The sequence below is a fragment of the Variovorax sp. PAMC26660 genome, from assembly GCF_014302995.1.
Lineage (GTDB): Bacteria > Pseudomonadota > Gammaproteobacteria > Burkholderiales > Burkholderiaceae_C > Variovorax.
The window spans coordinates 4,158,280-4,183,329 of sequence record NZ_CP060295.1 but is presented as its reverse complement, the minus strand read 5'-3'; the positions used below and the strand labels follow the sequence as shown (position 1 = coordinate 4,183,329).

The following is a 25,050-nucleotide window of genomic DNA, read 5'->3' as shown; positions in this document are numbered from 1 at the left end:
GCCCCGCAGGTGCCCTCATGAATACAAGATTTGTCGAAGCCTTCCTGTGGGCCGCGCGGCTCGGCAGCTTCCGTGCGGCGAGCGACCGGCTCCACATCACGCAGGCGGCCGTGTCCAACCGCGTCGCCTCGCTCGAAGAAGACATCGGCGCGCGCCTCTTCGAGCGCGACGCGCGCGAGCTGCGGCTCACGCCGGTGGGCGTGCGGCTGATGGACTACGGCGAGCGCCTGCTGGAGCTGCGCCGCGAGATCGTCTCGCTGGGCCGTCCGCGCGGCGACATCCTGGGCCTGGTGCGCATCGGCGCCATCGAGACGGTGGTGCACACCTGGCTGCTGGGCTTCCTCACCAACCTGCGTTCCACCTACCCCGGCATCGAGGTACAGCTCACCTCCGAGACCACGCGCGCATTGCACCGTGGCCTGCGCGAAGGCGCGCTCGACATCGCCCTGCAGACCGACCACATCGCCGGTGCGGGCATCGTCAGCACGCCCTGCCTGCCGATGCCGATGGGCTGGGTCGGCCCGATCGGCGCCGAAGGCACGCAGACCGTCGAGCAGTTGCTGCGCCAGCCCGTGCTGACCATGAGCCCCGGCTCGCAGCCGCACGAGGCACTGAAGAACCTGTACCGCGCGGCCGGCATTCCGCTGGGCAAGGTGCACTGCGTCAGCTCGATCTCGGCACTGGCGCGGCTGGTGAAGGCGGGCTTCGGCAATGCGCTGGTGCCGCTGCCGCCCTGCTATGAATACGTGGCCAGCGGCGACGTGCGGATCATTGAGTGCGACGCGCTCATCTCGCCGCAGCGCATCGTGGTGAGCCATCTGGAAGCGGCCGACTCCGACGCGATCCGCCTCGTGGCCGAGCTGGCCTGCCGCGCGTCCGACCAGTTCACAGCCTCTGCAATCGCACCAACCTGGAGCGCCACAGCAGAGGGATAACCCTCGGAATGGCGCATTCAGGCCCCACAAAGGGGCCAGTAATTCTTGTGGCTGTCGCCCAGAAAAACTCGTTTGTGACAGTACGACCCTGCGACGGAAGATCGCGCCTTCATTTTTCGAAGGCCCGCCCGCTCTTCCGCCGCCATGACCACTCCCGCTTCTTCCTCCCCTGAAACCGCCGCGGCGAACGCGAACGGCCTGCTGTTCGTCGCCTCCGATGTCGAGCCGGCCGACGAAGCCGACTTCAACCGCTGGTACGACAAGGAGCACGTCGAAGAGCGCGTGCGCATCCCCGGCTTTCTGTCGGGCGCGCGCTACTCCTCGCTCGAAGGCGGCCGCAAGTACCTGGGGCTGTACCGCACCGAATCGCTGGCCGTGTTCGGCACCGCCGGCTACCGCGCCGCGTTCGAGAAGCAGACGCCGTGGTCCATCGCCAACCTCGACCGCATGCGCCAGCCGGTGCGCCGCGTGTGCGCCGTACGTGCCGTTACCGGCTTCGGCAGCGGCAGCCACGTGGTCGTGCTGCCGCTGCCCGTGGCCGCCGATACCGAGGCGCTGGTTGCGCAGGCCACCGCCATCGGGCAGCAACTGTCCGAGCAGGCAGGCTTCGTGCAGTCGTACCTGCTGATGCCCGACACCGCCCTGAGCACGCCGCTGCCACGCGAAGCCACCGAAGGCCGCGTGCTGCAACCAATGCTGGTGGTGGAAACCAGCAGCGCCGACGCCGCGCGCACCGCACGCAGCTTTGCCGCCACGGCCTTCGACGCCGACCCCGCCACCGGCTGGCTGCTCGCGCTCGGCTGGAAGCTGCTCGCGGCCGAGTTGAACTGATCCGATTCCAACGTCTTCACCGAACAAGGTACTTCCATGACCGAACATGCGCTTCCCGCAACGGCGGCCGTCCCCACCGGCGCCCCGCCCAAGATGGGCCGGCTGGCGATGGCCAGCTCCATCGGCACCACGCTGGAGTGGTACGACTTCACCGTCTACAACATCATGGCCGCGCTGGTCTTCAACGCGGTGTTCTTCCCGTCGTTCGATCCGCTGACGGGCACCATCCTCGCCTTCTCGACCTATGCGGTCGGCTACATCTCGCGTCCGCTGGGCGGCGTGGTGTTCGGCCATCTGGGCGACCGGCTCGGCCGGCGCTTCGTGCTGGTGGCCACGCTGGTCATCATGGGCGTGTCGACCGGGCTGATGGGCCTGCTGCCGACCTATGCCACCTGGGGCATCTGGGCGCCGGTGGCGCTGGTCGCGCTGCGCTTCGTGCAGGGCGTGGCGCTGGGCGGTGAATGGGCCGGCGCAGTGCTGCTGTCGATGGAGCACGGCAAGCCCGACGAGCGCGGCCGCAACGCCTCGTTCACGCAGGTCGGCCCGTCGTGCGGCACGCTGATCGGCACCGGCTTCATCGCCATCGTGTCGGCCTGGCTGAGCCCGGAAGACTTCCAGACCTGGGGCTGGCGCATTCCGTTCATCTCCAGCGTGGCGCTGGTGATCTTCGGGCTGTGGCTGCGCAGCGGTGTCGAGGAAACGCCGGTGTTCCGCGAGATGGAAGAGAAGAAGACCACCGCCAAGACACCCATCAAGGAAGTGCTCACGCAGCACTGGCGCCGCCTGCTGGTGGCGGGCGGCTCGCGCATCGGCTCCGACGTGCTGTACGCGCTGGTCGTGGTGTTCACGCTGACCTACGTGACGACGGTGCTGCACCTGTCGCGGCCACTGGCGCTTACCGCGACGATGATCGGCGCGGCCTGCAACGCGATCGCGGTGCCCTACTTCGGCAGCCTGTCGGACCGCATCGGTCGCCGGCCGGTCTACATTGCCGGCGCCTTGCTGGGCATCGTCTGGGCCTTCGTGTTCTTCGTGCTGATGAACAGCGCGCACCCTGTCGCCATCTGCGCGGCGGTGGTGGTCGGCCTGATCATCCACGCGATGATGTACGGCCCGCAGGCCGCCTTCGTGACCGAGCAGTTCCCGGGCCGCGTGCGCTATGCCGGCTCGTCGCTGGCCTACACGCTGGCGGGCATCCTGGGCGGTGGCTTCGCGCCGCTGATCATCGCCAGCCTGTTCAAGTCGTGGGGCAGCACGGTGGCCGTGTCGCTGTATGTGGCGGGCGCGCTGTGCGTCACGCTGGTCGCGCTCTTCGTGGCGCGCGAAACCGCCAAGAAACCGCTGGAAGCCTGAGACCGCCATGCCATTGCGTTTTGCCTGCGAAACCGTGAGCGCCGACGGCGCACGGTCCATCGAACTTCACTCCATCGAACCCACCGCGCTGGTGGTGGCGGGATGGACCGGCCGCGACACTGCGGCCATCGAACACCACATCGAGGAACTGGCCGCGCTCGGCGTGCCGCGCCCATCGAGCGTGCCGCTGTACTACCGCGTCGCGGCCCAACTGCTGACCCAGTCGCCGGCCATCGAGGCACTGGGCGACCAAAGCTCCGGCGAGGCCGAGCCCGTGTTCTTCTTCTCGCAAGGCGAGTGGTGGCTGAGCGTGGCGTCGGACCACACCGACCGCCATGTCGAGAGCTACTCGGTCGCTGTCTCCAAGCAGATGTGCGCCAAGCCGGTGGCCGAGGTCGCATGGCGCTGGCGCGACGTGCAGGCGCATCAGGACGAGATCGAACTGCACTCGCGCATCTTCGAGAACGGCCGCTGGGTGGACTACCAGCGCGGCACGCTCGCATCGATCCGGCCGCTGGCCGCGTTGCGCGACGGCATGCCTGGCACCGGTGCGGCGCCCGAAGGCCTGTTCATGACCTGCGGCACGCTGGGCGCGCTGCCCAACGCGAAAGGCGAAGGCATCCGCCCCGCCGCGCAAATGGAAATCGAACTGCACGACCCACGCCTGCAGCGGCGCATCGTGCATCGCTATGCGGTCGAAGCACTGCCGGTGGTGGCGTGATGGCGAACAGCAAGCTCACCATCGCCGCCCTGCGCGAACGCATCGCGCGCGGCGCGCTGTCGCATGAAGCACTGATCGAGCAGGTGCTCGAAGCGGCCGCGCAACCTTCGGCACAGCACGTCTTCACACGCCTGTACGCCGACGCGGCGCGTGCAGCAGCCCGGCATGCCGATGCGGCGCACAAGGCCGGCGTGCAGCTCGGCCCGCTCGCCGGCCTGCCCGTGTCGATCAAGGACCTCTACGACGTCGCCGGCGAAACCACCATGGCCGGTTCCGCCGTGTGCGCAGGCGAACCACCAGCCGTGCGCGATGCAGTTGCCGTATCGCGACTGCGTATGCAGGGCGCAGCCATCGTCGGCAAGACCAACATGACCGAGTTCGCGTTCTCCGGCGTGGGCATCAACCCGCACCATGGCACGCCGCGCAACCCGGCCGATGCGGAAACGCCGCGCATTCCGGGCGGCTCGTCGTCGGGCGCGGCAGTGTCGGTGGCGCTCGGGCTTGCGGTGGCCGGCCTCGGGTCGGACACGGGCGGCTCGATCCGCATTCCCGCCGCGCTGTGCGGTCTCGTGGGTTTCAAGAGCACGCAGTCGCGCGTGCCTCGTACCGGCGCCTTCGAGCTGGCACGCTCGCTCGACACCGTGTGTGCGATGGCGAGGTCGGTGGAAGACTGCCTGACCGTGGACGCGGCCATTGCCGATGCACCGCTGGCCGTGCGCAGGCGCCCGCTGCAAGGCCTGCGCCTCGCAGTGCCGGCCACGCTGATGTTCGATGCCATCGAGCCCAAGGTGGCGCGCGCTTTCGAGCGCGCCGTGCATGCGCTGTCGAAAGCGGGTGCGCAGGTGGTGGACATCACGCTCGCCGAACTCGCCGAGATCGCGACCGTCAACGCACCCGGCGGCTTCTCTCCGGTCGAGGCTTCGGCCGTGCACCGCGAGCGATTCGCCGCACGCCGCGACGGCTTCGACGCCCGCGTGGCCGCACGCATCGCGCTCGGCACCGAAGTGCGCGCCGCCGACTACATCGCCATGCAGGACCGCCGGCGCGACTGGATCGGCCGTGTCGAACACGCGCTCGAAGGTTTCGACGCACTCATCTGCCCGACCGTGCCGATCGTCGCGCCGTCCGTCGCCGCGCTGGCCGAAGACGCCGCCTTCTTCCAGGCCAACGGCCTGCTGCTGCGCAACACCTTTGCGATCAACCTGCTCGATGGCTGCGCCTTCAGCCTGCCGTGCCATGCGCCGGGCGAACTGCCGGTGGGGCTGATGCTGTCGTCGGTGCGCGGTGACGATGCACGGCTGGCCGCGGCGGCGCTGGCCGTGGAGGCTGCGCTGCAATTCGGCTGAGTGCGGCGGCATCCGGCGGGGCTGCGCCGGCGGTGCGGCCCCCGGTTCGGCTATCGTTTGGCGCATGTCGCGCCAACAACCTTCCCTGACCGGCCCCCGGATTCTTCTTCGCCCGCTGCTCGCATCCGACGCACCCGCCCTTGTCGATGCCGCCGCCGATGGCGAACTCTGGAACCTGCCCTTCACCGTCGTGCCCTCGGCCGCCACGGTCGAGGCCTACCTGCGCACTGCCCTCGACGGCCGCGCCGTGGGCACCGTGATGCCGTTCGCAACCGTGATCCGCGACACCGGCCGCGTGATCGGCTCGACACGTTTCTGGAAGATCGACCGCAACAACCGCAAGCTCGAAATCGGCAGCACGTGGATCGCAGCCTCCTGGCAGAAGACCTTCGTCAACACTGAAGCCAAGTACCTGATGCTGCGGCACGCCTTCGAGGACATGGCCTGCGTGCGCGTGCAGCTCACCACCGACGAGATCAACGCGAAATCGCGTGCGGCCATCCTGCGGCTGGGCGCCAGGCAGGAAGGCATCGTGCGCCACGAGCGGATCATGCCGGACGGCCGCAAGCGCAACTCGGTGCGCTTCAGCATCATCGATGACGAGTGGCCGCAGGTGAAGGCGCAACTGGAGGCGCGGCTTCGCGCATCGGAGGAACCCAGGCCATGAGCACTGTCATCGTCGTACCTACAGCCGAATCGCATTTCGAGAGCCTGCACCGCGCGCTCGACATCGTCGCGCGCGAGCAGAAGTACCTTGCGCTGACTGAAGCCCCGCCGCTGGCGCAATCGATCGCCTTCTACCGCAACGTGATCGCCAGCGACTTCCCGCATTTCGTGGCGGTGGACGACAGCGACAAGGTGGTCGGCTGGTGCGACGTGGCACCGGTGTTCGGGCATTCGCGGGCGCACATCGGCATCCTCGGCATCGCCCTGTTGCCCGAGGCGCGCGGCCAGGGCCTCGGAGCCAGGCTGCTGCAGGCGGCCATCGACAAGTCGTGGTCTCGCGGGCTGACCCGCATCGCGCTGAACGTGCGCGCGGACAACCTCAATGCCAAGGCGCTGTACGAGCGGCTTGGCTTCGAACACGAAGGCATCGTGCGCCGCGCCAGCCTGATCGACGGCATCTACCACGATGCCCACGCGATGGCCCTGCTTAGATAGACTGGCCGGCGCCACCCACCCGCCGACTGGAGAGCGCCCATGTGTCGCAGCATCAAGACCCTCTACAACTTCGAGCCCCCTGCCACCGAGCAGGAGGTTCGCGCAGCCGCACTGCAGTTCGTGCGCAAGCTCAGCGGCTTCAGCGTGCCGTCGAAAGCGAACGAGGAAGCCTTCGAGCGCGCGGTCGATGAAGTGACGGCAACGGCCACCCGCCTGATCGAATCGATGGTCACGACGGCCGAGCCCAAGGACCGCGCGATCGAGGCCGAACGCGCCAAGGCCCGCTCGGCTGCCCGCTTCGGCAGCACGGTGCCCCACTGAAAAACCCCGCCGCTGCCCGGCGGCACGGCATTTGATATGGTGTTTGGCGGCTGCCCGACGCAGCGCGAACAAGCACATGAAAAAGACTTACACCGGTGGCTGCCATTGCGGCGCCGTGCGATTTGAAGCCGACATCGACCTGAGCCTGGGCACCCTGCGGTGCAACTGCGCCATCTGCACCCAGACACGCTTCTGGCCGGCCATCGTCGCGACCGATGCCTTCCGCCTGCTCGAAGGCGAATCCGAACTCAGCGAGCAGATGCTCGACACCCGCAACAGCCACTACATCGTCTGCAGGCACTGCCGCGTGCGCTCCTTCGGCGTGGGCCATTCGCCCGAGACCGGCGCGAGCGCCTACGGCGTGAACGTGACCTGCCTGGACGACGCGGAACTCGACGACCTCGCCAACTCGCCGATCAGCTACGTGGACGGGCATCGCGGCACCTGGCACGTCGCGCGCACGGCCATCGGAAACTGACGAAGCGCATCGCTTTCCCCCCACACAACACCACCATCAGGAGACAACTTCATGCCCGTCGAACTCTGGCTCGCCTTCGTCGCGGCCTCTGCCGTTTTGCTGATCATTCCGGGGCCGACCATCCTCACGGTGATCAGCTATTCCATGTCGCATGGCCGCCGCGCGAACGTGCCGCTGGTGGCGGCGGTGGCGCTCGGCGACTCGACCGCGCTGGTGGTCTCGCTGCTGGGGCTGGGCGCGCTGCTCGCCACCTCGGCCTTCTGGTTCACGGCCGTGAAATGGGTGGGCGGGCTGTACCTGCTGTACCTGGGCATCAAGCTGCTGCGCGCCGGCATCACATCCACCGAGATCGCCGCGCCGGCCGCGCCCGCCTCGCGCCTGCGCCTGTTCGCCAACACCTACCTCGTGACGGCGCTGAACCCCAAGGGCATCGTGTTCTTCGTGGCCTTCCTGCCGCAGTTCATCAGCCCCACGGCAGACGTGACGCGCCAGCTCTGGGTGCTCGCCGTCACCTTCGTGGTGCTGGCCGCGACCAACGCCACGCTTTATGCGGTGTTCGCGGGCTCGGCGCGCAAGCTTCTTTCTTCGCCGCGCGCGCAGCGGCGCTTCAACTTCGCAGGCGGCTCGCTGCTGAGCGCGGCGGGCATCTGGGCGCTGATGGCGCGCCGGCCCGGCTAAGGCACGCGGGCAACTGAAACGCCCACGAACAAACGGCCGCCAAGCGTGATGCTTCGCGGCCGTTTTGCATGCGTCGGTCAGTTGCGGTACGGGTTGTTCGGTGCGCTGTCGTAGCGGTTGGGCACACCGTCGCCGTCACGGTCGCGGTCGGCGCGGTTGGGTACGCCGTCGCGGTCACGGTCGCCGTACTGATGGCCGCGCGGCGGTGGCGGGCGGTCGTAAGGTGCGACCACGCAGCCGGCCAGGATGGCCGATGCGGCCAGCAGGATCGCTAATGTCTTCGTCATGATGCGTTTCTCCTTGGAGTGGTTATGGAACCGGGCTCGCCTCCTGCGAGCCGGTAGGGCATTGAAGGCCACGCCGGTCACGCGCAGGTTGCTTCATTGAAGCCCGCACGTGAAGTTCGTTACCGGATGTGGGTGGGGCCTTGCGCCGTGTGTGGTTCACTCTGGCCGCATGCCCCACGGCAACGCGGCGGCCACGGCCCCGTCCCGGAGTAGGTGCAATTCCCGTCGTCCCCAAGGCGGGCCGAAGCCTGCTTCGCATCGCAGAGAATGCCCAAGGTCGCCCTTCGAGATCTCCCGTGCCCTTCATGCAGCCCACGTCCCTCAGCTTCCGCCGCAAGGCCCTTGCCACTGCAGTCTTGCTGGCAGCCTGCGCACACCCGGCCTGGGCCCTGGTCAGCTTCGACGAGGTCAAGCGCGACTTCCGCTCGTCCGACACCGCCGTGCTCGACCGCAACGGCGAACTGCTGCAGCGCGTGCGCACCGACGCCACCGTGCGGCGCGGCCAGTGGACCGCGCTGGCCGACGTGTCGCCTGCATTGCGTACGGCCATGGTGCTGAGCGAGGACAAGCGCTTCTACGAACACAGCGGCATCGACTGGCGCGCCGTGTCGGCCGCCGCCTGGGGCAACCTGTGGAACACGCGCACGCGCGGCGCATCGACCATCACGATGCAGCTCTCGGGCCTGCTCGACGACGACCTGCGCCGCGCCGCCGGCGGGCGCAGCTTCACGCAGAAGATCGGCCAGACGGTGGCCGCCGCGCAACTGGAGCGCAACTGGCGCAAGGACCAGATCCTCGAGGCTTATCTGAACACCGTGCCGTTCCGTGGCGAGATCGTGGGCATCGATGCGCTCTCGCGCACGCTGTTCAGCAAGGCGCCGAGCGGGCTCGATGCACGCGAAGCCGCCGTTGCCGCCGCGCTGGTGCGTGCGCCCAACGCCAAGCCGGCCGTGGTGACGCAACGCGCCTGCGAAGTGCTGCGCGTGATGGAGGCGGGGCAGAAGGTCGATTGCGAAGCGCTCGACATGTTCACGAGTGCGGCGGTGCAGCGGCGGGCCTTCGAGGCCAATGAGGGCATTGCGCCGCATGCGGCACGGCGTGTGCTGCGGGAGATTCGGGATGCGAATGCGGGGGCAGCCCCCACCCCGGCCCTCCCCCAGAGGGGGAAGGAGAAAGACAAAGAGGCGAGCGTGCGGACCACGCTGCGCGCGCCACTGCAGCGCTTTGCGCTCGACACGCTGCAGCGCCACTTGCGCGAACTGCGTGGCCGCCATGTCGAAGACGGCGCGCTCGTGGTGCTCGACAACGCGACCGGCGAGGTGCTCGCCTGGGTCGGCTCTTCCGGCCCGTTGAGCCAGGCGGCCGAGGTCGATGGCGTGACCGCGCTGCGCCAGCCGGGCTCCACGCTCAAGCCATTGCTCTACGGCCAGGCGATTGCCGAGAAGCGGATCACCGCCGCCTCGCTGATCGATGACTCGTCGGCGCAGATCAACACCGCGAACGGCCTCTACATTCCGCAGAACTACGACCGCCAGTTCAAGGGCCCGGTGTCGGCGCGCACCGCGCTGGCCGCCTCGCTCAATGTGCCGGCCGTGCGCACGCTGGTGATGGTGTCGCCCGAGTCCTTCGCGCGCGAGCTGCGCGCCGCCGGCCTGCCGCTGCGCGAAAGCGGTGATTACTACGGCTACAGCCTGGCGCTCGGCAGCGCCGAGGTGTCGTTGCTGTCGCTCACCAATGCCTACCGCATGCTGGCCAACGGCGGGCGCTACGGCACCACCACGCTCACCGCGCGGCCACCCATTCCACCCGTTCCCGCCGCCGACAAGACCAAGGCCACAGCCACACCACCGCTGCTCGATGCGCGCGCGGCCTTCATCGTCGGCGACATCCTCTCCGACCCGAACGCGCGCACGCGCACCTTCGGCCTGGACAGCATCCTCTCGACCCGTTTCTGGACCGCCGTGAAGACCGGCACCAGCAAGGACATGCGCGACAACTGGGCGGTGGGCTGGTCGCAGCGCTACACGGTCGGCGTGTGGGTCGGCAACGCCAGCGGCGCGTCGATGTGGGACGTGAGCGGCACCAGCGGCGCCGCGCCGGTATGGGCCGAGGTGATGCGCTTCCTGCACGCGCGCGAGCCCAGCCGCGCGCCCACACCGCCCGCGGGGCTGGTCGAGGCGCGCGTCGAATTCGGCCCCGGTGCCGATGGCAACGCGCTCGAAGCGGCGCGCAGCGAATGGTTCCTGCAGGGCACCGAGCAGCCGCTGTTCGCGCTCGACACCGGCGTGGGCACGTCGACGGACGGCCCCTCCGCACGCATCACCTCGCCGGCCGACGGCACCATCCTCGCGCTCGACCCCGACATCCCGCCGCTGCGCCAGCGCGTGCGCTTCGAGTCCGAAGGCCGTGGCGTGCAGTGGCGCATCGACGGCAAGCACTTCGCGCGCGGCAACACCGCGCAGTGGCTGCCCTGGCCCGGACGACATGTGATCGAGCTGGTGGACGCCAACGGCAAGGTGGTCGACCAGCGCAAGGTCGAAGTGCGCGGCGCGGGCGTCGTGACCAAGAGCGCACGCAGATGAGGATGACGCGCTTCGCACACCTCGCCATCTCAGGAGGACCGATACCGATGGAATCCCGCGCAAGACCGATGGCGGCCTGGGCCTGGCTTTGGCTCTTCACTGCAGTGGCAGCAATGTGCGTGCTCTGTGCGCCCGCACAGGCCAAGCCGCTTGCCGTGCCCGCGATGACATCGCGCGTGGTCGACCTCGCGAAGACGCTGAATGCGGACGATGCCAGCACGCTGCGCCATGACATCTCCGAGGTGGAGCAGAGCACGCAGGCCCAGCTCGCGGTGCTGATCGTGCCCACCACGGGCGAGGAATCCATCGAACAGTTCGCCGCGCGCGTCTTCGCGCAATGGAAGCTCGGCCGCCAGGGTGAAGACGACGGCGTGCTGCTGCTGGTGGCGCTGAAAGACCGCCGCATGCGCATCGACGTGGGCACGGGCCTGGAAGGCCGGATCACCGACATCCAGGCCGCTCGCATCATCGACAACGAGATGAAGCCGCGCTTTCGCGACGGCGATGTGGCCGGCGGCGTGCGGGCCGCGGTGCAGTCGCTGTCACAGCTTCTTTCGCCACCGCCGGCGGTGACGGCGCTGGAAGAAGAACCGCCCGCGCCGCAAGAACGCAAGCCGTCGCTGCTGCGCCGCCTGATCGACATGTTCTCGACCAACGCCAGCCAGTCGCAGACCAACCTGGCCTCGCTCGCCGTGGTGCTCTGGACCCTCGGCGTGGGCGCGTGGCACGGAAGCCGGCCACGCCCGCCTTCGGAGCCGCGCGTGGTGTCGCAAGGCACGGGCAAGCGGGGCCGCAAGGGCCAGCGGCTGGCCGAGCACGAAGCACAACGCGACGCCGCGTTGTGGGCCGACCTGAAGACACAGGCCCCGGGCCCCAAGCCGCGACGCTGGCCGGTGGTGCTGGGCCTGCTCGCGGCCGGACCGGCGGCTGCGGCACTGGCGCTGATGAACCTCGCGATGCCGTTCATCCTCTTCATGCCGGTCAGCTTCATGTACGGGGTCGGCTACCTGTCGGGCCGGTTCAAGACGGCACGCTACGTGTTCATCTGCATCGCGCTGGCGATCGCGGCGCTCATCGGCCTGGGGTTCTATCTGGGCGCGGACAAGCTGCCGTGGGTCATCGTGGGCGTGTTCGTCACCTGCTTCGTCGGCATCGGCCTCGCGGCGGTCGTGGTCGGCGTGCGCATCCACTGGCAGCGCAGCGTGCCCTGGTTCATGGTGCGGCTCGCGCTGGTGACCGGTGCCATCGGCTTCGCGTTCGTCGAGCTGCGGCCGGGCCCGGAGCCTGACGAAAGCTGGATCGGCATGGCGCTGGTGAGCTTCATCGCGCTGGTGTTCGGTTTCTTCCCCACCAACAGCAGACGCCGGGGTGATGGCGACGACGACGACGACGATCGCGACAGCGGGTGGAGCAGCAGCAGCCGTTCGTCAAGCAGTTCTTCGAGCAGCAGCAGTTCGTCGGACAGCTCCTCCTCGTCGTCGGGCAGTGGCGGCTCCAGCAGTGGCGGTGGCGCCTCCGGAAGCTGGTAGTCCGCTCACCGCGCACAAGGTGTGAAGAAAGTCAGTCCACCTTCACGCTGAACAGCACTTCGCCCGTGCCGCCCGGCGCCAGCGAGCCGCCGAATGCCCAGCGCAGCCCGCCAGTGCCGCCCACCGTCTGCGCGGCGGCGCAGGCCACCGCCGGTGCGGGCGCCGCATTGGCCGGCGTGTTCTTGCTGCAGCCGGTCAACGACGCCGGCGTGGTGCCGGCCTGCGCGGCGACGAAGGCGGTGTACTGCGGCGTCGTGTCGTTGACCGTCATGCCGGTGATCGGCGTCATGCCGTTGTTGATGTAGGTGACGCGGTACTCCAGCGTCTCGCCCGACTTGGCCTGGTTGTTGACGCCGAAGCTGCCGCCCTGCGTGACGTTGCGCACTTCCTTCTTCAGCTCCAGTGCGCTGTTCGACACCGTGGTGATGTCCAGCACCGTGTAGCTCGCGCTCAGCGCCGGGCCGGCGTTGGTGAAGTCGAAGCTGGCCTGCACGGTGCTGCGGTTGTTGTTGCCGTTGCCCGCGCTGGCCGGAATGAACTCCTGCATCAGCAGGCACACGTTCTGCCCCGCCACCACGGTGACCGGCGCCGAGGGCGGATAGAGCAAGGCCGCACCGGGCTGCAGCGAACCGGTGCAGCCCGTGTCGGCAAATATCTTGCCGCTCCAGCCGCCGATGGCCGGCGTGTCCACCGAACTCGAAATGCTGAAGCTCACCGTGCCGCCGGTGCGCGCGATGAAGGTGTGCGCATAGCTCACCGTGCTGCCTGGCAGTCCGCTCTTGGCGCCATCGGCGGCCAGCGTGTTGCGCTCCACGTCGCCGAAGTTCAGGCCTGCATGGCCGCTGCCGTTCCAGGTGAAGGCGATGCGGTCGGGCGTGCCGGCGCGCGTGTAGGTGTAGGTGGTGCCACCGCTCGCCACCGCCGAACCCGAGGGCAGCCTGACGCTGCTGAACGAGGCGCCGGTCGACAGGCGCGACGCGGTGTTGGTCTGCTCCACGCACAGCGGCGTATTCGCGGCGGTGCCGAAAGGCACGTCGAGCGCGTAGCTGCCGCCGCCGTCGGTGGTGGCGGTGGAGATCACGGTGGCGCCGCAGTTGGTCAGCCGCACGGGCACGCCAGCGATGCCGCCCTCGGCGCCGTTGATCAGCCCGTCGTTCGCGGTGCCACCTGTGCCGATGCCGTTGTCGAGAAACACGCGCCCCGACACGCTGTAGCCGAAGCCGTTGACGAAGGTGCAACTGATGTCGGCGCCGGCCACCATGCGCGCCGCGGGCAAGGTGAGCTGGTTGCCCACGAGCGTGCCGAAGGGCGTGGTGGGCGTGGCGCTGGCCGCATCGACGCAGCTCGCGCTGATCGGGTTGGCGGGCCAGCCGGCGGGCGCGCTTTCCTTGATGGTCGCTTCCAGGCCGGCGGTGCCGGTGAGGTTGGCGGCGCCGCTCACGGTGTCCGCGCCGGTGACAGTGATGCTGTCGGTGGATGCCGACAGGCCACTGAGCGCGAAGCCGAACACGTTCGCGCCGCTGCCACCGGTGGTGGTCTTCACGATCCGCACCTTGGGGTACGGCGGCGTGAAGGTGTTGGTGAAGGTGCAGGCGATGTTGCTGCCCGCCGCGGTGGCCGCCGCGTCGAGCGTGACCTTGCGGTTGGGCAGGTCGGGCGTGGCGGTGCCGCCCGCGCCCAGGCCGGTGCAACTCACGCCGATGAGCGCGTAGTTGGCGGGCGGCACATCTTCCGTGACGGTGGTGGCCACGCCCGGCGCGGCGAGCGTCTGGATCGCGCCGGCCACCGCGGTGCCGGCGGTGGCCGTGGTGATCGTCTGCGCGGCCAGGCCGTTGCTGCCCGTGAAGCCGAAGGCACCAGTGCCGCCGTTGCTCACCTTGCTGATCGTCACCGTGGCGGAGGCCGCGTTGGTGAACAGGCATTGCAGCGGCTTGCCGTACTGCACGCTCTCGGCGGGGATCGTGTAGGTGCGCGCATTGGCGCCGCTGCCCAGGCTGCCGATCGGCGTGCCGGCATCGGTGCACAGGGCGCTCGCCAGGTTCCAGCCCGGCACCGCCGGCTCGGTGATGGTGATCGGGGCGGCCGCAGCCGTGGCCGAGAAAGGCTGCGTGCCCGCCGCCACCGTGTTGCCGTCCACCTGCACGGCCGTGCCGGCCGCCATGGTGCTCACCACGCCGTTGGTCTGTGTGGTGTTGCTCAGCGTGAAGTTGAACGGCCCGCCCGCGCCGCCGGTGGTGGTCTTGGACAGCGCCACGGTGGGCGCCACGCAGACGGCGGCGGTGGTGGCCTGCGCCAGGAAGCCTTCGTTGGGCGGCCCGCTCTTGACGTGGACAACGACCGTATTGCTGCCGGTGCGCCAGTTGCTCGACAGCGTGGCGCTGGCCTGCTGGCCGGCCTTGTAGCCGGTGAAGTTGTAGGGGTCCGCGCCACCTTGCGGCACACCCGGCACGCTTTGCAGCATGCCATTGACGAACACTTCGGCGACCGAGTTGTCCGAGTAGAAATCCAGCTTCAGCGAGAACGTTCCCGGGTTCACCGTCCCGTCCATGTTGAAGGTGAAGCGGTGGTAGACATCCACGTTGCCCGCATGGCTGGGGTCGTAGTTGGAGTTCCAGTTGGCGTTGCTGAAGGGCGAGTTGATCCACGCACCGGGCGCCTTGTTGCCCACGAACGAACGCTGCCACGCGGCCACGCTGCCGGGGCCGCCGGTGGCCGAGCCCTCGCCCGATTCCCACACGCTGTCGCGGCCGCCGGACAACGGCGGGCCGTTGGGGCCGGCGTAGGCGGTGTTGAAGACCGCCGCGTTGGTGGCACAGCTCACTGTCGGCGGGATCGGCGGCGAGGTGGGGCCGGTGAGGCCGGTGTTGGTGAACGTGCAGACGAGGTTGCTGCCGGGCGCGGTGGCCGCCGCATTGAGCGTGAGCACGCGGCCCGACAGCGTGGCCGTGCCGCCCGCACCCATGCCGGTGCAGGCGGCCGTGGTCAGCGAGAAACCTGCAGGCGGCACCCCCTCGGTGATGGTGGTGACCGTGCCGGCCGCCGCCAGCGTCTGCGTCGGCGCGCTGGTCGGCGTGTTCGCCAACAGCGTGGTGATGCTCTGCGCCGTCAGGCCGTTGGTGCCGGTGAAGTCGAAGGTGCCGGTGCCGTTGAGCGAAGTCTTCTGGATCGTGACCGTCGGCAGCGCACCGAACCTGTAGGGCTGAGGGCTGGGCTGGTAGGTGTTGCCGCCAGCCGTGAAGCTGCCGCCCAGCTCCACACCGCCCAGGGTCACGGCCGTGGTGGCGTAGCTGCCGGGCACCGTGCTGGCGGCCGGCATGTCGCACTGGCTCGCGCTGGTGGTGGTGCAACTGCCGGCCGCGCCCACCGCGCCGGTGCCGAAGGCCACGTTGGGCGTGGCGCCGAAGTTGACGACGACACCCGCGCCCACCGGGTTGCCGCTGGCGTCGCGCACGTAGACCTGCAACACGTCCTTGGCGATGCCGTTGGCCAGTTGGTTGTCCGTGGCCACGCGCAGGCCCGACTGGGCGGCGCTCGGCGTGCCGACCACGAAGGTGTAGCTGGCGGGGCTCGGGCCGTAGGACTTGCCGTTCAAGGTGAAGGAGCCCGTCAGCACACCGGTCGAGGTGCTGACCACGCTGCTCTTGGTGCCTGCGATGGTGCTGGTTGCCGTCACGCTGCACAGGCCGCTGGCGTCGGTGGTGCAACTGCCCGCTGCACCGATCGCGCCGCCGTTGAATGCCACGCCGGGCGTCGCGGCGAAGGTCACCACGATGCCCGGCAACTGGTTGTTGGACGCGTCGCGCACGATGGCTTCGAGCACGTCCTGGTCGGTGCCGTTGGCCGTCATGTTGTCGGTGACGGTGCGTTCACCCGAGCGTGCCGGCGCGGCCGGTCCGACCACGGTGGTGCTGGCGCTGGCGCAACTGACCGTGGCGTTCGATACGCAGCTCGCGCTGGGGTTGGTGGCAGGCACGCCGTTGCCGTCGACTTCGGCGCTCGCGTAGTTGGTGACCACGGTGTTCACGGTCGCCGGCGCGGTGGCGGTGAGCGTGAAGCTTCGCGTCTCCCCGATGGGTATGCCCCCGGCGGGCAATGTCATCGTGCAGCTCAGCAACGCCGCATTTGCGCTGGGCATCGTGCCGCAGTTCACGGACGTGACATTGGCGCCCGGCGCAACCGCCGTGGCCCTCACGCCCGTTGGCAGCCGGTCGCGCACGATCACGGTGGTGCCCGTGGCGGCGGTGCCGTTGTTGGTCAGGCTCAGGGTGTAGGTCATCGCCCCGCTCTGCACCACCGTCGACGGTGCCGTCTTGCCCAAGGTGAGCACGGGCATCGGCAGGTTGTACTGGATCACCACGAGCCCGTTGCCGCCGCTGGCATTGCCGCCACCGCCCGCGGCCACACCGGCAACGTAGTGCGCGTCGCCGGAATTGGCAGCCGCGCCGCCGGTGTTGTCGGACGCCGAGTTCGACCCGCCCACGGTGCTGCTCCCGGTCAGCGCCGGTGCCAGGTAGCTGGAGCCGCCGCCGCCCATGCCGTTGGGGTCGGTGCCCTGGCAGATGCCGCCGCCGCCGCCGAAGTAGCCACCGCCACCGCCGCCGCCGCCTTCGTTCTGGTTCTGGTTGGTCGAGGCGCCCTGACCGCCCTGCAGTGCGCCGCCCCCGGTCGCGCTGCCGAGGTTGCAGGAGCCGCCGCTGCCCGCCGCGCCGCCCGCGGATTGCGTGCCGCCCTTGCCGCTTCCGCTCGTTCCATCGCTGCCGCCGACGAGACCGCCGCCACCGGCGCCGCTCGGCGTGCCCACATCCGCCCCCGGGGACGAACCGCCACCCGCGCCGGCGATGAGCCGGGCATTGCCCTGCGTGTAGCTCGCGCTCAGGAACACGCCCGACAGGCCGCCGCCGCTGGCGCCCCGGCTGATGTTGGCACCGTTGCCGCCCGCGCCACCGCCGCCGAAGACGCCCGTGATGTCGTTCATCCGGCCACCCTGGCCGACACGGATGCCCAGCGTCGAGGCGGGCGTCACCGCCAGCGTGCCGGTGGCGAAGCCGCCGCCGCCGCCGCCGCGTTGCGCCGTGTAGTAGCTCGTGTTCGGCCCGCCGCCGCCCGCACCCCAGGCCTTGATGAGCACGGCGCTCACGCCGGCCGGCACGGTGAAGGGCTGGTCCGCACCGTTGTAGGTGATCTGGACGCAGGTGTTGTAGGCCGTCTGCGGCGTGCAGGCCACCTGGGCGGCGCTGGCCGGCGCCGAAAGGGACAGCGCGGACAGTGCCAGCGCGCCCGCCCACAGCCAGCGAAGGCTGCGCACAGGCCGGGCTCGATGCGAAGTTGGAATTTGAGTCATCTGTTCCGCCTTGAAGGCCGAATCATTTCTTGTCATCTGCGGTCACCGGCGCGGCGTCGCCCGCCCGGCCCTTCGCCTGGCGCTGCGCGCCGGCCGAGGGGAAGCCGAGCCCCGTCTCGTCGAACTTGAAGCGCAGGCGAATGTAGGCGCCCTTGCTGGTGTATTCGTTGGCCGTGAGGTCGCGGTCCTTCAGGCCCACGAAGTTGTAGCCGGCCGAGACCCACAGATCCTTCATGACCTGGTAGCCCACTTCCACGCCCACCGTCTTCTGCAGCGCGCCGTCCTTGCCGTACAGCAGGCCGGCCTGCACCCCGAAGTCCCAGTCCTTGTTGATGTCCTGCGTGTAGCGCGCCTGCAGCAGGTGCGCCCAGTAGGTGCTCTTGAGCAGGCCGTCGTCGGCGCGCGACCACTTGGCTGCATAGCGTCCGTTGACGACGGTGCCGGGGCGCGGGTTGTAGTTGAAGTGGGCCGACACGATGTCGGCGCTGGTGGTGCCGGGCAGGCTCGCGTTGCCGTAGCCCGAACCGAACACGCTGCCGCCGTCGAGCGCGCCGGTCGAACTGCCGGTGCCCACCACGCGCTCGCTGCGGCGCTCGTAGCGCATCAGCGCGTTCCAGCTGTCGGTATCGACCGGGCGGTAGGCCAGCCCGATCTGGTGACGCGACAGGTGGCGCTCGTTGCCGGCGTTGGTGCCCTGCCCTTCGCTGTCGCTCATCACGCTGCGCGCGAGCAGGCTCCACGAGCGGTCCAGCTTGTAGCCGAAGCCCGCGCTGAACAGGCGCGTGTTGGCGTCGTCGCCGTGCCGGGCTTCGAGCACGCCGCTGGTCTTCATGCGCTCGGTGATGTATTCCAGGCCGCCGGTGATGGCCGTCGATTGGCCCAGGCCACCCGAATAGCCCGTGCCGCTGTTGCCGCTGTTGCGATAGCCGCCGAGCTGGCGCGTGTGCTCGATGCCGCCGGTCACGCTCAGGCCTTCGCTGATCTTGAAGGTGTTGCGCACGCCCGTGGCCGCCTGCGCGGCGCGGCCGTCCAGGCTGTCGGCCAGGCGGTATTCGCTGTACACGCGCCCGCCCTCCATGTAGCTGCTCTCGATGCCGAGAATGCCGACGTTGTTCGATGAACTCGACGTGAGTTCGTCCGGGCCGTAGAGGCTGGAAACCAGCTCGTAGCGGCCGTAGATGCGCGTCTTGTCGGTCACCGCGTAGTTGCCGCCCACGGCCAGCACATGGCGGTCGGACTTGCGGATGTCCTGCTCGCCTTCGACGAACACATTGGCCTGCGGCAGCCCCGGCATCTGGGCCGAGACGCGCGCGCGGAGGGTGGTCAGCTCTTCGGCATGTGCGTTGGCGTTGGCCGCGCCGCCCAGCGCGGTGACGTTGCTGGCGCCGACACCGCTGCCCAGGTTGCCGCTGTAGGTCGAGATCTGGCCGTAGTCGAAACCCGAGCTGCTGCCCAGCCCCGCACCGCTCTGGCCGTGGCGCAGGCCCACTTCGCCGACCAGTTGGTCGCCGAACTTCTTCTGCACGCTGGCAGTGAAGCCGCGGCGGCTGCCTTCGAGCAATGCGTCCTGGCTATAGATCGCCTCGCCGCGCAGCGCGGTGGTGCTGTCGATGCGGTACTCGGCCCGCGCAGAGGCTTCGGTGCGGCCGGCCGAGAAGCTGGCGCCGGGGTTGTCGAAACCGGTGCTGGTCTTGCTGGCGAGCGCGACCACGGCCAGGTCGGCGGTCTGGTGGCGCAGTTCGATGCGCCCGCCGTTGCCCTTGCCGTTCTTGTCGGACTCGGTACGCACCCACTCACCGGCCATGGTGGTGTTGTCGCCCACGCGCGCCACGGCGGTGACGGCTCCGAGCTTGCGGCGGTTCTCGGGGTTTTCGTCGGTGCTCGCGACCACGCCCAGTTGCAGGTTGTCGGTGACCTTCACCTGCACGTCGGTGCCGGCCACGTTGAACTTGGGGCCGCCCGCATCGACTTCATAGGTCACGCGGATGGACTGCGGATTGAGGTTGGCATCGGCCGAGGCAATCGCGTGCGTGAACAGCAGGCGGCGCGTGAGCGGCTCGATGGTGTAGTCGACGAAGCGCGCCACGGTCGTGCGCTGCAGCACCAGATTCGGTTGGTTGCGGTCGCGCACCACGATCTCGACCTGCTCGCTGTTGTCGACGAACTCGCCGCCCTTGGCGCTCAGGTAGTACGGGCCCGAAGTGCCGACGGCGCGGAACTCTTCGACCTGCTGCGTCTGCGCCGTGCGCGAGAAGAAGCTGGTGGCGCGCACGTTGCCGTCGTCGTAGACGTGCTTCAGGCCCGTGAGCGCGCGGTTGTTCTGGCTCAGGTTGCGCACCTCGGTGCTGCTGGCGGTGGTGAAGTCGCCGTACAGCAGGTAGGAGCGGTTCTTGTCGATGCGCACATACAGCTTCTGCGTGCTCTGTGCATCGAAGCCCTTGACCGACGAATCGCCGTACACGGGGTAGAACTCATCGGGGCGGATGTCGCGGAACAGGCGGTCGTTGCGCGTCTTGTTCGAGTCGTAGGCGGCGGTCAGCAGGTATTCGCCCTTGACCGTGCCCTTGAGGAAGAAGGCGGTGCGGGCCGAGGCGCGGCTGTTCTTGTTGCCCTCGTCGGCCAGCCCGGTGAGTTCGGACTCGAAGGCCGCGCCGGCCGGCATGGCGCCCAGCGGCACGCCGCCGCGCTGGGTGAAGTCGAGCACGCCTTCGACGATGCCGACCGCGATCATCGGGCGCATCTCGGGCATCAACGCCAGGCGCACTTCTTTCACGAAGCTGCCGGCCGTCACGCGGATGCGCGCATCGCCGGGCTCGCCGGGCGGCAGCAGGCGGAACTCGGCCACGCCGCCGTCCATGAAGACCTGCGTGCCGGGCTCGGCCGGGTTCAGGTCCTCGTCGAGCCAGCGGCCCCGGTCGGCTTCCAGCGTGAGCTGCGTGCGCGCGGTCACGGGCACGCCGGCCGCGTCGGTCAGGCGCACCTTCACGATGACGGGCGTGCGCAGGTCGGCCTGCGCCGATTCGGGTACGTCGATCTGGATGGCGCCGAGCTTGTCGGGCGCGATCACGCTGATCTGCTGCACGGTGCCGCGCACGTTGCCGAAGGGGTCCACCGCTTCGAGCTGCAGGCGGTTGGTGCCGGGCTGAAGCACCACGCCGATGTATTCCCAGGCGCCGAGCTTCTTGGCGGGCAGTTGCGTCTTCTTGCCGACGCGCCGCTCCTCGATGGCCTTGCCGTTGACGCTCAAGCGCAGCGCCAGGCCGTCCTCGCCCTTGACGCGCACATTGACCAGCAGGCCGGGCAGCGTGTCGCCATCCTTCAGGTCGATGAAGCCGGGGGCGTTGTTGTCGATCTGCGGCAGCAGCGCTTCGAGTTCGATGGGGCTGGGCACGGCCTGCGCCAGCAATGGCGAACTGCGCGGCTCGAGCATCGCGGTGTTCGTGTTGACTGGCCGGCTCGCAAAAGCGCCCACACCGGCCGCGCCGCCGCCCGTGGCCGACGCGCCTTGTGCGTTGGTGGGCAGGCCGTTCAGCGCGGCGAACAGGCTGCCTGCGGGTGTGGGCGGTGGTGCGGCGCTGGCGCCGAGCGTGCCGCCCATGGTGCCCGCTGCACCGTTGACGAAGCCGCTCGCGCCGGCGGGCGCCGAAGGCATCGCGATCAGCGGGGCCGAAGTGGCGAGCGTGCTGGCGCCGGTGCTGCCCGTGGCAAGTGCCTGGCCGCTGGCGGGCAGCGAGCGCACATCGCCGACCGGCACGATGCGGCCTTCGGGGTCCAGGCGCATGCGCACCTGCGCCTCGGCTTCGGTGTCGGGAATGGCGGCGATGGCGGCGCGCCGCGCGATCACGTCCTTCATCACGTCCGGTGCGTCGCAGTTGCCGACGACGAAGTTGGCCTTGTGGAACTCGCCCTTCTTCAGGTCGACGAAGCGGCTCTCGGGGCGCCCGGCGTTGCGGTTGTCGAGCAATTCGAGCCGCGCGCCCAGAGGCAAGGTCGTCTGGTCGACACGCAGCACATGGGTGATGGGTTTCAGGCCGTACAGGCTCCACTTGCCTTCGACGTCGGTGACGACGTGCGTGCCGTCTTCCATGTACAGGCGCACGCCGGGCACGCCGATCTCGTCGGAGCCCTCTTGCCTGCCGTCGCGCTTGCAGTCCATGTAGACCTTGCCGAACAGGAAGGCGTCGTCGGAGAACACGCCGCCGGTCACGCGCACGGTCCAGCTCGCCAGGTTCGATTGCATCCGGCCCGAGTTGGCGCGGGCGCGGTTGATGGCGTCGCCGTTGGTGGGCGCGCCCACGCCGATGCGCACGCGGTAGCGCAACACGGCCGACTGGTCGGCGGCCAGGGTCAGCGACGGGAAGTTGAAGAGCAGTTGCGGCCCCGCGCCGCCGACCGGGTTGGCGGTGACGGCGCCGTTCAGCCGCGCGCTGTTCGCCACGTAGGCAAAGCCCGGCGGCAGGCTGTCGGCCAGGCTCACGCCGGTGAACGGAAAACCGGTCTTGTTGGTGACGACCAGCGCGTAGTCCATGAAGTCGCCGAACTCGACCTCGCGCTTGCTGCCTTCCTTGCGCAGCACCAGCCCGAGCACGTTGCCGCGGTCGAGCGGAATGTGGTTGTGCACCACGTCGCAGGCCGCGCCCGAGGCGTCGAAGCCCGCGTTCAGCGAGAAGTAGTGGGTGGTCGGGTCCGAGCCCTTCGGCGGGCCGCCGTTGGGCACGATGGCGCCGCAGCGATCCAGGGTGCCGGGCGTCACCGTGATGAGCTGCGACGGGAATGCATAGCCGCTGGCCGCCGGTGGCGTCACGTCCAGTGTGTAGGTGCACGTGCCCGTGACCGGAGGCGACTGCAGGAAGAACTGGTAGCCGCCGTCGGCGCCGGTGGTCATCGACGCGCTGCCGTTGGCATGGAAGGTGTAGACGCCCGACGAGCCGCCGAACAGGTCGTCCGGCGTGACCGGCGTGACCGGCCCGCTGCGGCACGACTGCCGTGCGAAGGTAACGACCGCACCGGCCACGGGCTCGCGCGTGAGCGAGTTGTAGATCGTGCCTTCCGGGTCGGCCACCAGCGACTGCGCCGTGCTCGCGCTCGCCACCACCAGCATCGCCGGCGTGACGTTCACGGTGTTCTGGTCGAACGCCGCGGCCCAGGCCTTGTTGGTGAGCGCCAGGCGGCTGCCGATCGCGTCGGCCTTCTGCGTGATGCGCACGGTGAACGACAGCTCTTCGCTCTGCCCCGGTGCGAGCGCGCGGGCACCGTCGGTCAGGCTCAGCGCGGCTTCGGTCGGCAGCTTGAACGGGTCGGCGCTGGTCAGCGTCTCGCGGTTGCAGGCGGCGCGGCCGGTGAAGCCGCCCGCCACATCGAGCAGGCCGTTGCGCGCCTTGGGCACAGCGGTGAGTTCCCACGCGGCGACATGGGTTTCGGGCTTGTCCATGTCGAAGGTGCAGTTGAGGTTGTCGATCAACCGCACGTTCGGCGCCGGCGCAATGCCGGTGTTGCTGACCTTCAGCACGTAGTCCAGCTCGAACACGCCCTGCGCGATGCGGCGCGGCGGCGACACCGTCTTGACCAGCGAGAGCGTGGGCAACTGCGTGGACACCGGCGTGGGCGAGGCGTCGTTGTTCGGGTTGCCGTCGCCGTCCGCATCGGGGTTGCTGCCGTTGACCGAATCGTCGAAGATGGTCGGCAGGGCACCCACCGCAAGCGCCGCCTGCGCACGCACGGTGTTGTAGAGCGTGGAGGCACGGCCCGCGACATTGAAGCGCACGTCGAAGCGCACGGTGAACTGCCCGCCCACCGGCAGCACCGCACCCGGCGCCAGCAGGTTCTGCCCGGAGGCCGTGCCGTTGAAGGCGTTGTTGACGGCCACCGCGGTGCCGTTGCCCTGGCTGTTGGCGATGGCCAGCGTGCCGGGCACGACGGTGTACTGGTTCGCGGCCGGCAAGGCGGCCGTGGTGTAGTTGCCGAACTGCGTGGCTCCGCTGCCTTCCATCAGGTCGGGCAGTTGCACGCCATAGAGCCACAGGGAGCCGTAGTTGCGCACGTTGACATCGAAGGTCACGGTGGCCGTGCCATCGGGCTGGCCGTCGCTGCCTCGGTTCATGCGGGGCGCGGACGCGGCCTTGGCCACGCCGATGCGACTTTGGCTCGTGGTGATGAGCACGGTGTTCGACGGCGCCACCGCCGGTGCCACGCCGTCGTTGTAGAAGCCCTGCGCGGTGTTGCGGATCTCGCCGCTCTGGTCGGCCTTGACCTGCACCGCGAACTGCATGGCGATCGATGCGTTGCGCGTGAGCGCGACCGGCACGCCGATCGCCACTTCGATGGCCGAGGCATCTTCCGCCGTGCGGTAGCTGAATTCGGCATCGCCCTGCAGGCGGAACAGGCGCACCGCGCCGGCCGCTGTGCTTTGCAGCGTGCCCGCGATGTAGCGTGTGCCGATGGGCACGACGTCGCGCAGCAGCAGCAAGGCCGTGGGCGTGTTGTTCACCGTCACCCGCGTGCCGGCGGGCGCTGCGGTATTGCCGGGCTGCGCGTCGCGCGCGCCGATGTTGGTGCCCGACACGCTGAAGTCGATGCGCGTGTTGCCCGGCTCGACGATGCCCGGATAGCTCGCCGACTTGGTGAGCGCGAGCACCGCGAGATCACCGACGTTGACGGTGTCGCGGTTCACCGCGCTGATGTTCTGCAACGCGGTGGTGGCCGTCAACGCCACGCAGGCGCTGCCCATCGCGACAGCCGGAACGGTGCCTTGCACCAGCAGCGCGACGCCCTGCCCCGGCTGCAGCGCCAGGGCGCCGCCGACGCCCAGCGGCAGCACCGGATCGGCCGCATCGACCACGCCGTTGTTGTTGCCGTCGCGCACCACGCGCAGCGACGACAGGTCCAGCGTGTCGGCCGGGCAGCCCGCGCCGTTGTTCACAAGGCCCAGTGTGTAGGTCGACGGCACATTGCCGGTGTTGGTGAGCACGTGGCTCAGCGTGACGATGCTGGCCGGCGGCCGGCTGACCGCCTGGTCCTGCGTGAGCAGCAGCGACTCGACCGCCATCACGTTGGCGCTGACGCCGTTGGAACTCGATGTCTCGGTCTGCAGCAGGCCGGCCGGCACGTAGGTGGCGGTGGCCACGTTGCGGATGACGGTGCCGCCGGGGGCCGGCGCGGCATGCGCGCCCGTGCTGCTCAGGACGAAGCCCAGGACACACGCCGCCACGGTGGCGGCGGCCCTGCCGCCTCGCCACCGGTGCGAGCGGATGCTCGGAGACTCGACAAGAAATTGCACGCGACACACCTTCCGTCGGTCCACGCGCGCATGGCGGGCGGACCTCATCACAAATCGAAAGAAAGAACTCTTTCCTCTGCCGCCTGGGGGACAGGCGCGCTCGCGCGCTGCTGCAGCGGCAGCGACACAAATGGCTGCTGTCGTGCGAAAGCGGCAAGGGAAAAAGGCGAGGCGCGGCCAAGGCAGCGCCTCGCGAAAGCCAGCGGACCCC

15 protein-coding genes are annotated in these 25,050 nt (G+C 69.3%); 12 read left to right on the top strand and 3 right to left on the bottom strand.

The genetic code is table 11. The annotated features are described in order from the left end of the window. Positions 1–17 precede the first annotated feature (17 nt). The 10 genes from H7F35_RS19670 to H7F35_RS19625 all read left to right on the top strand — a co-directional run bounded on the left by H7F35_RS19670 (position 18) and on the right by H7F35_RS19625 (position 7,824). Positions 18–935 (top strand): LysR family transcriptional regulator, encoded by a 918-nt coding sequence (locus H7F35_RS19670; protein WP_187108278.1) that lies wholly within the window; start codon positions 18–20, stop codon positions 933–935. A gap of 144 nt (positions 936–1,079) precedes the next feature. Then, entirely contained in the window at positions 1,080–1,766 is a 687-nt protein-coding gene (locus H7F35_RS19665; RefSeq protein WP_187108277.1) for a DUF4286 family protein, read from the top strand. Positions 1,767–1,802: 36 nt separating this feature from the next. Next, entirely contained in the window at positions 1,803–3,119 is a 1,317-nt protein-coding gene (locus tag H7F35_RS19660) for an MFS transporter (RefSeq protein WP_187108276.1), read from the top strand. 7 nt (positions 3,120–3,126) lie between these two features. After that, positions 3,127–3,840 carry a DUF2848 domain-containing protein gene (locus H7F35_RS19655; RefSeq protein ID WP_187108275.1) on the top strand — a complete coding sequence of 238 codons (714 nt, stop codon included), beginning with the start codon at positions 3,127–3,129 and terminating at the stop codon, positions 3,838–3,840. Next, on the top strand, positions 3,840–5,186 hold the full coding sequence (locus tag H7F35_RS19650) for an amidase (protein ID WP_187108274.1): 1,347 nt from the start codon (positions 3,840–3,842) through the stop codon (positions 5,184–5,186). Before H7F35_RS19655 ends, H7F35_RS19650 begins: the two co-directional genes overlap by 1 nt. A gap of 64 nt (positions 5,187–5,250) precedes the next feature. After that, positions 5,251–5,853: a GNAT family N-acetyltransferase gene (locus tag H7F35_RS19645; protein WP_187108273.1), complete on the top strand. Its 603-nt coding sequence runs from the start codon at positions 5,251–5,253 to the stop codon at positions 5,851–5,853. Continuing rightward, on the top strand, positions 5,850–6,347 hold the full coding sequence (locus tag H7F35_RS19640; protein WP_187108272.1) for a GNAT family N-acetyltransferase: 498 nt from the start codon (positions 5,850–5,852) through the stop codon (positions 6,345–6,347). The genes H7F35_RS19645 and H7F35_RS19640 overlap by 4 nt, the downstream gene beginning before the upstream one ends. A gap of 39 nt (positions 6,348–6,386) precedes the next feature. Further along, on the top strand, positions 6,387–6,668 hold the full coding sequence (locus H7F35_RS19635; RefSeq protein WP_187108271.1) for a DUF2277 domain-containing protein: 282 nt from the start codon (positions 6,387–6,389) through the stop codon (positions 6,666–6,668). Positions 6,669–6,744: 76 nt separating this feature from the next. After that, positions 6,745–7,146, top strand: a complete 402-nt coding sequence (locus H7F35_RS19630) for a GFA family protein (RefSeq protein WP_187108270.1) — start codon at positions 6,745–6,747, stop codon at positions 7,144–7,146. 51 nt (positions 7,147–7,197) lie between these two features. Continuing rightward, complete coding sequence (locus H7F35_RS19625) at positions 7,198–7,824, top strand: LysE family translocator (protein WP_187108269.1); 627 nt, start codon at positions 7,198–7,200, stop codon at positions 7,822–7,824. 77 nt (positions 7,825–7,901) lie between these two features. Here H7F35_RS19625 and H7F35_RS19620 read toward each other — a convergent pair whose 3' ends face one another. Beyond that, positions 7,902–8,111 (bottom strand): thrombospondin type 3 repeat-containing protein, encoded by a 210-nt coding sequence (locus H7F35_RS19620; protein ID WP_187108268.1) that lies wholly within the window; start codon positions 8,109–8,111, stop codon positions 7,902–7,904. Between the two features lie 305 nt (positions 8,112–8,416). On the opposite strand from H7F35_RS19620, the gene pbpC reads away from it, so the two are divergent. Together pbpC and H7F35_RS19610 are read left to right on the top strand one after the other, a co-directional pair. Next, entirely contained in the window at positions 8,417–10,693 is a 2,277-nt protein-coding gene (gene pbpC, locus H7F35_RS19615) for a penicillin-binding protein 1C (RefSeq protein ID WP_187108267.1), read from the top strand. Positions 10,694–10,740: 47 nt separating this feature from the next. Then, the gene (locus tag H7F35_RS19610; protein WP_187108266.1) at positions 10,741–12,222 is read left to right on the top strand and encodes a TPM domain-containing protein; all 1,482 of its coding nucleotides are present in this window, start codon (positions 10,741–10,743) and stop codon (positions 12,220–12,222) included. 31 nt (positions 12,223–12,253) lie between these two features. Here H7F35_RS19610 and H7F35_RS19605 read toward each other — a convergent pair whose 3' ends face one another. Both H7F35_RS19605 and H7F35_RS19600 read right to left on the bottom strand, forming a co-directional pair. Beyond that, a complete protein-coding gene (locus H7F35_RS19605) occupies positions 12,254–17,527 on the bottom strand; it encodes a beta strand repeat-containing protein (RefSeq protein ID WP_187108265.1) in 5,274 nt (1,757 codons plus the stop codon). Positions 17,528–17,585: 58 nt separating this feature from the next. Then, positions 17,586–24,839 (bottom strand): DUF11 domain-containing protein, encoded by a 7,254-nt coding sequence (locus tag H7F35_RS19600; RefSeq protein WP_261803283.1) that lies wholly within the window; start codon positions 24,837–24,839, stop codon positions 17,586–17,588. Positions 24,840–25,050: the final 211 nt, after the last annotated feature.

Bases quoted from the DNA above. Each gene is read 5' to 3' on its own strand.
- H7F35_RS19655 (WP_187108275.1), top strand. From the start codon at position 3,127: ATGCCATTGCGTTTTGCCTGCGAAACCGTGAGCGCCGACGGCGCACGG.
- H7F35_RS19665 (WP_187108277.1), top strand. From the start codon at position 1,080: ATGACCACTCCCGCTTCTTCCTCCCCTGAAACCGCCGCGGCGAACGCG.
- H7F35_RS19660 (WP_187108276.1), top strand. From the start codon at position 1,803: ATGACCGAACATGCGCTTCCCGCAACGGCGGCCGTCCCCACCGGCGCC.
- H7F35_RS19645 (WP_187108273.1), top strand. From the start codon at position 5,251: ATGTCGCGCCAACAACCTTCCCTGACCGGCCCCCGGATTCTTCTTCGC.
- H7F35_RS19625 (WP_187108269.1), top strand. From the start codon at position 7,198: ATGCCCGTCGAACTCTGGCTCGCCTTCGTCGCGGCCTCTGCCGTTTTG.
- pbpC (WP_187108267.1), top strand. From the start codon at position 8,417: ATGCAGCCCACGTCCCTCAGCTTCCGCCGCAAGGCCCTTGCCACTGCA.
- H7F35_RS19650 (WP_187108274.1), top strand. From the start codon at position 3,840: ATGGCGAACAGCAAGCTCACCATCGCCGCCCTGCGCGAACGCATCGCG.
- H7F35_RS19620 (WP_187108268.1), bottom strand. From the start codon at position 8,111: ATGACGAAGACATTAGCGATCCTGCTGGCCGCATCGGCCATCCTGGCC.
- H7F35_RS19635 (WP_187108271.1), top strand. From the start codon at position 6,387: ATGTGTCGCAGCATCAAGACCCTCTACAACTTCGAGCCCCCTGCCACC.
- H7F35_RS19630 (WP_187108270.1), top strand. From the start codon at position 6,745: ATGAAAAAGACTTACACCGGTGGCTGCCATTGCGGCGCCGTGCGATTT.
- H7F35_RS19610 (WP_187108266.1), top strand. From the start codon at position 10,741: ATGGAATCCCGCGCAAGACCGATGGCGGCCTGGGCCTGGCTTTGGCTC.
- H7F35_RS19670 (WP_187108278.1), top strand. From the start codon at position 18: ATGAATACAAGATTTGTCGAAGCCTTCCTGTGGGCCGCGCGGCTCGGC.
- H7F35_RS19640 (WP_187108272.1), top strand. From the start codon at position 5,850: ATGAGCACTGTCATCGTCGTACCTACAGCCGAATCGCATTTCGAGAGC.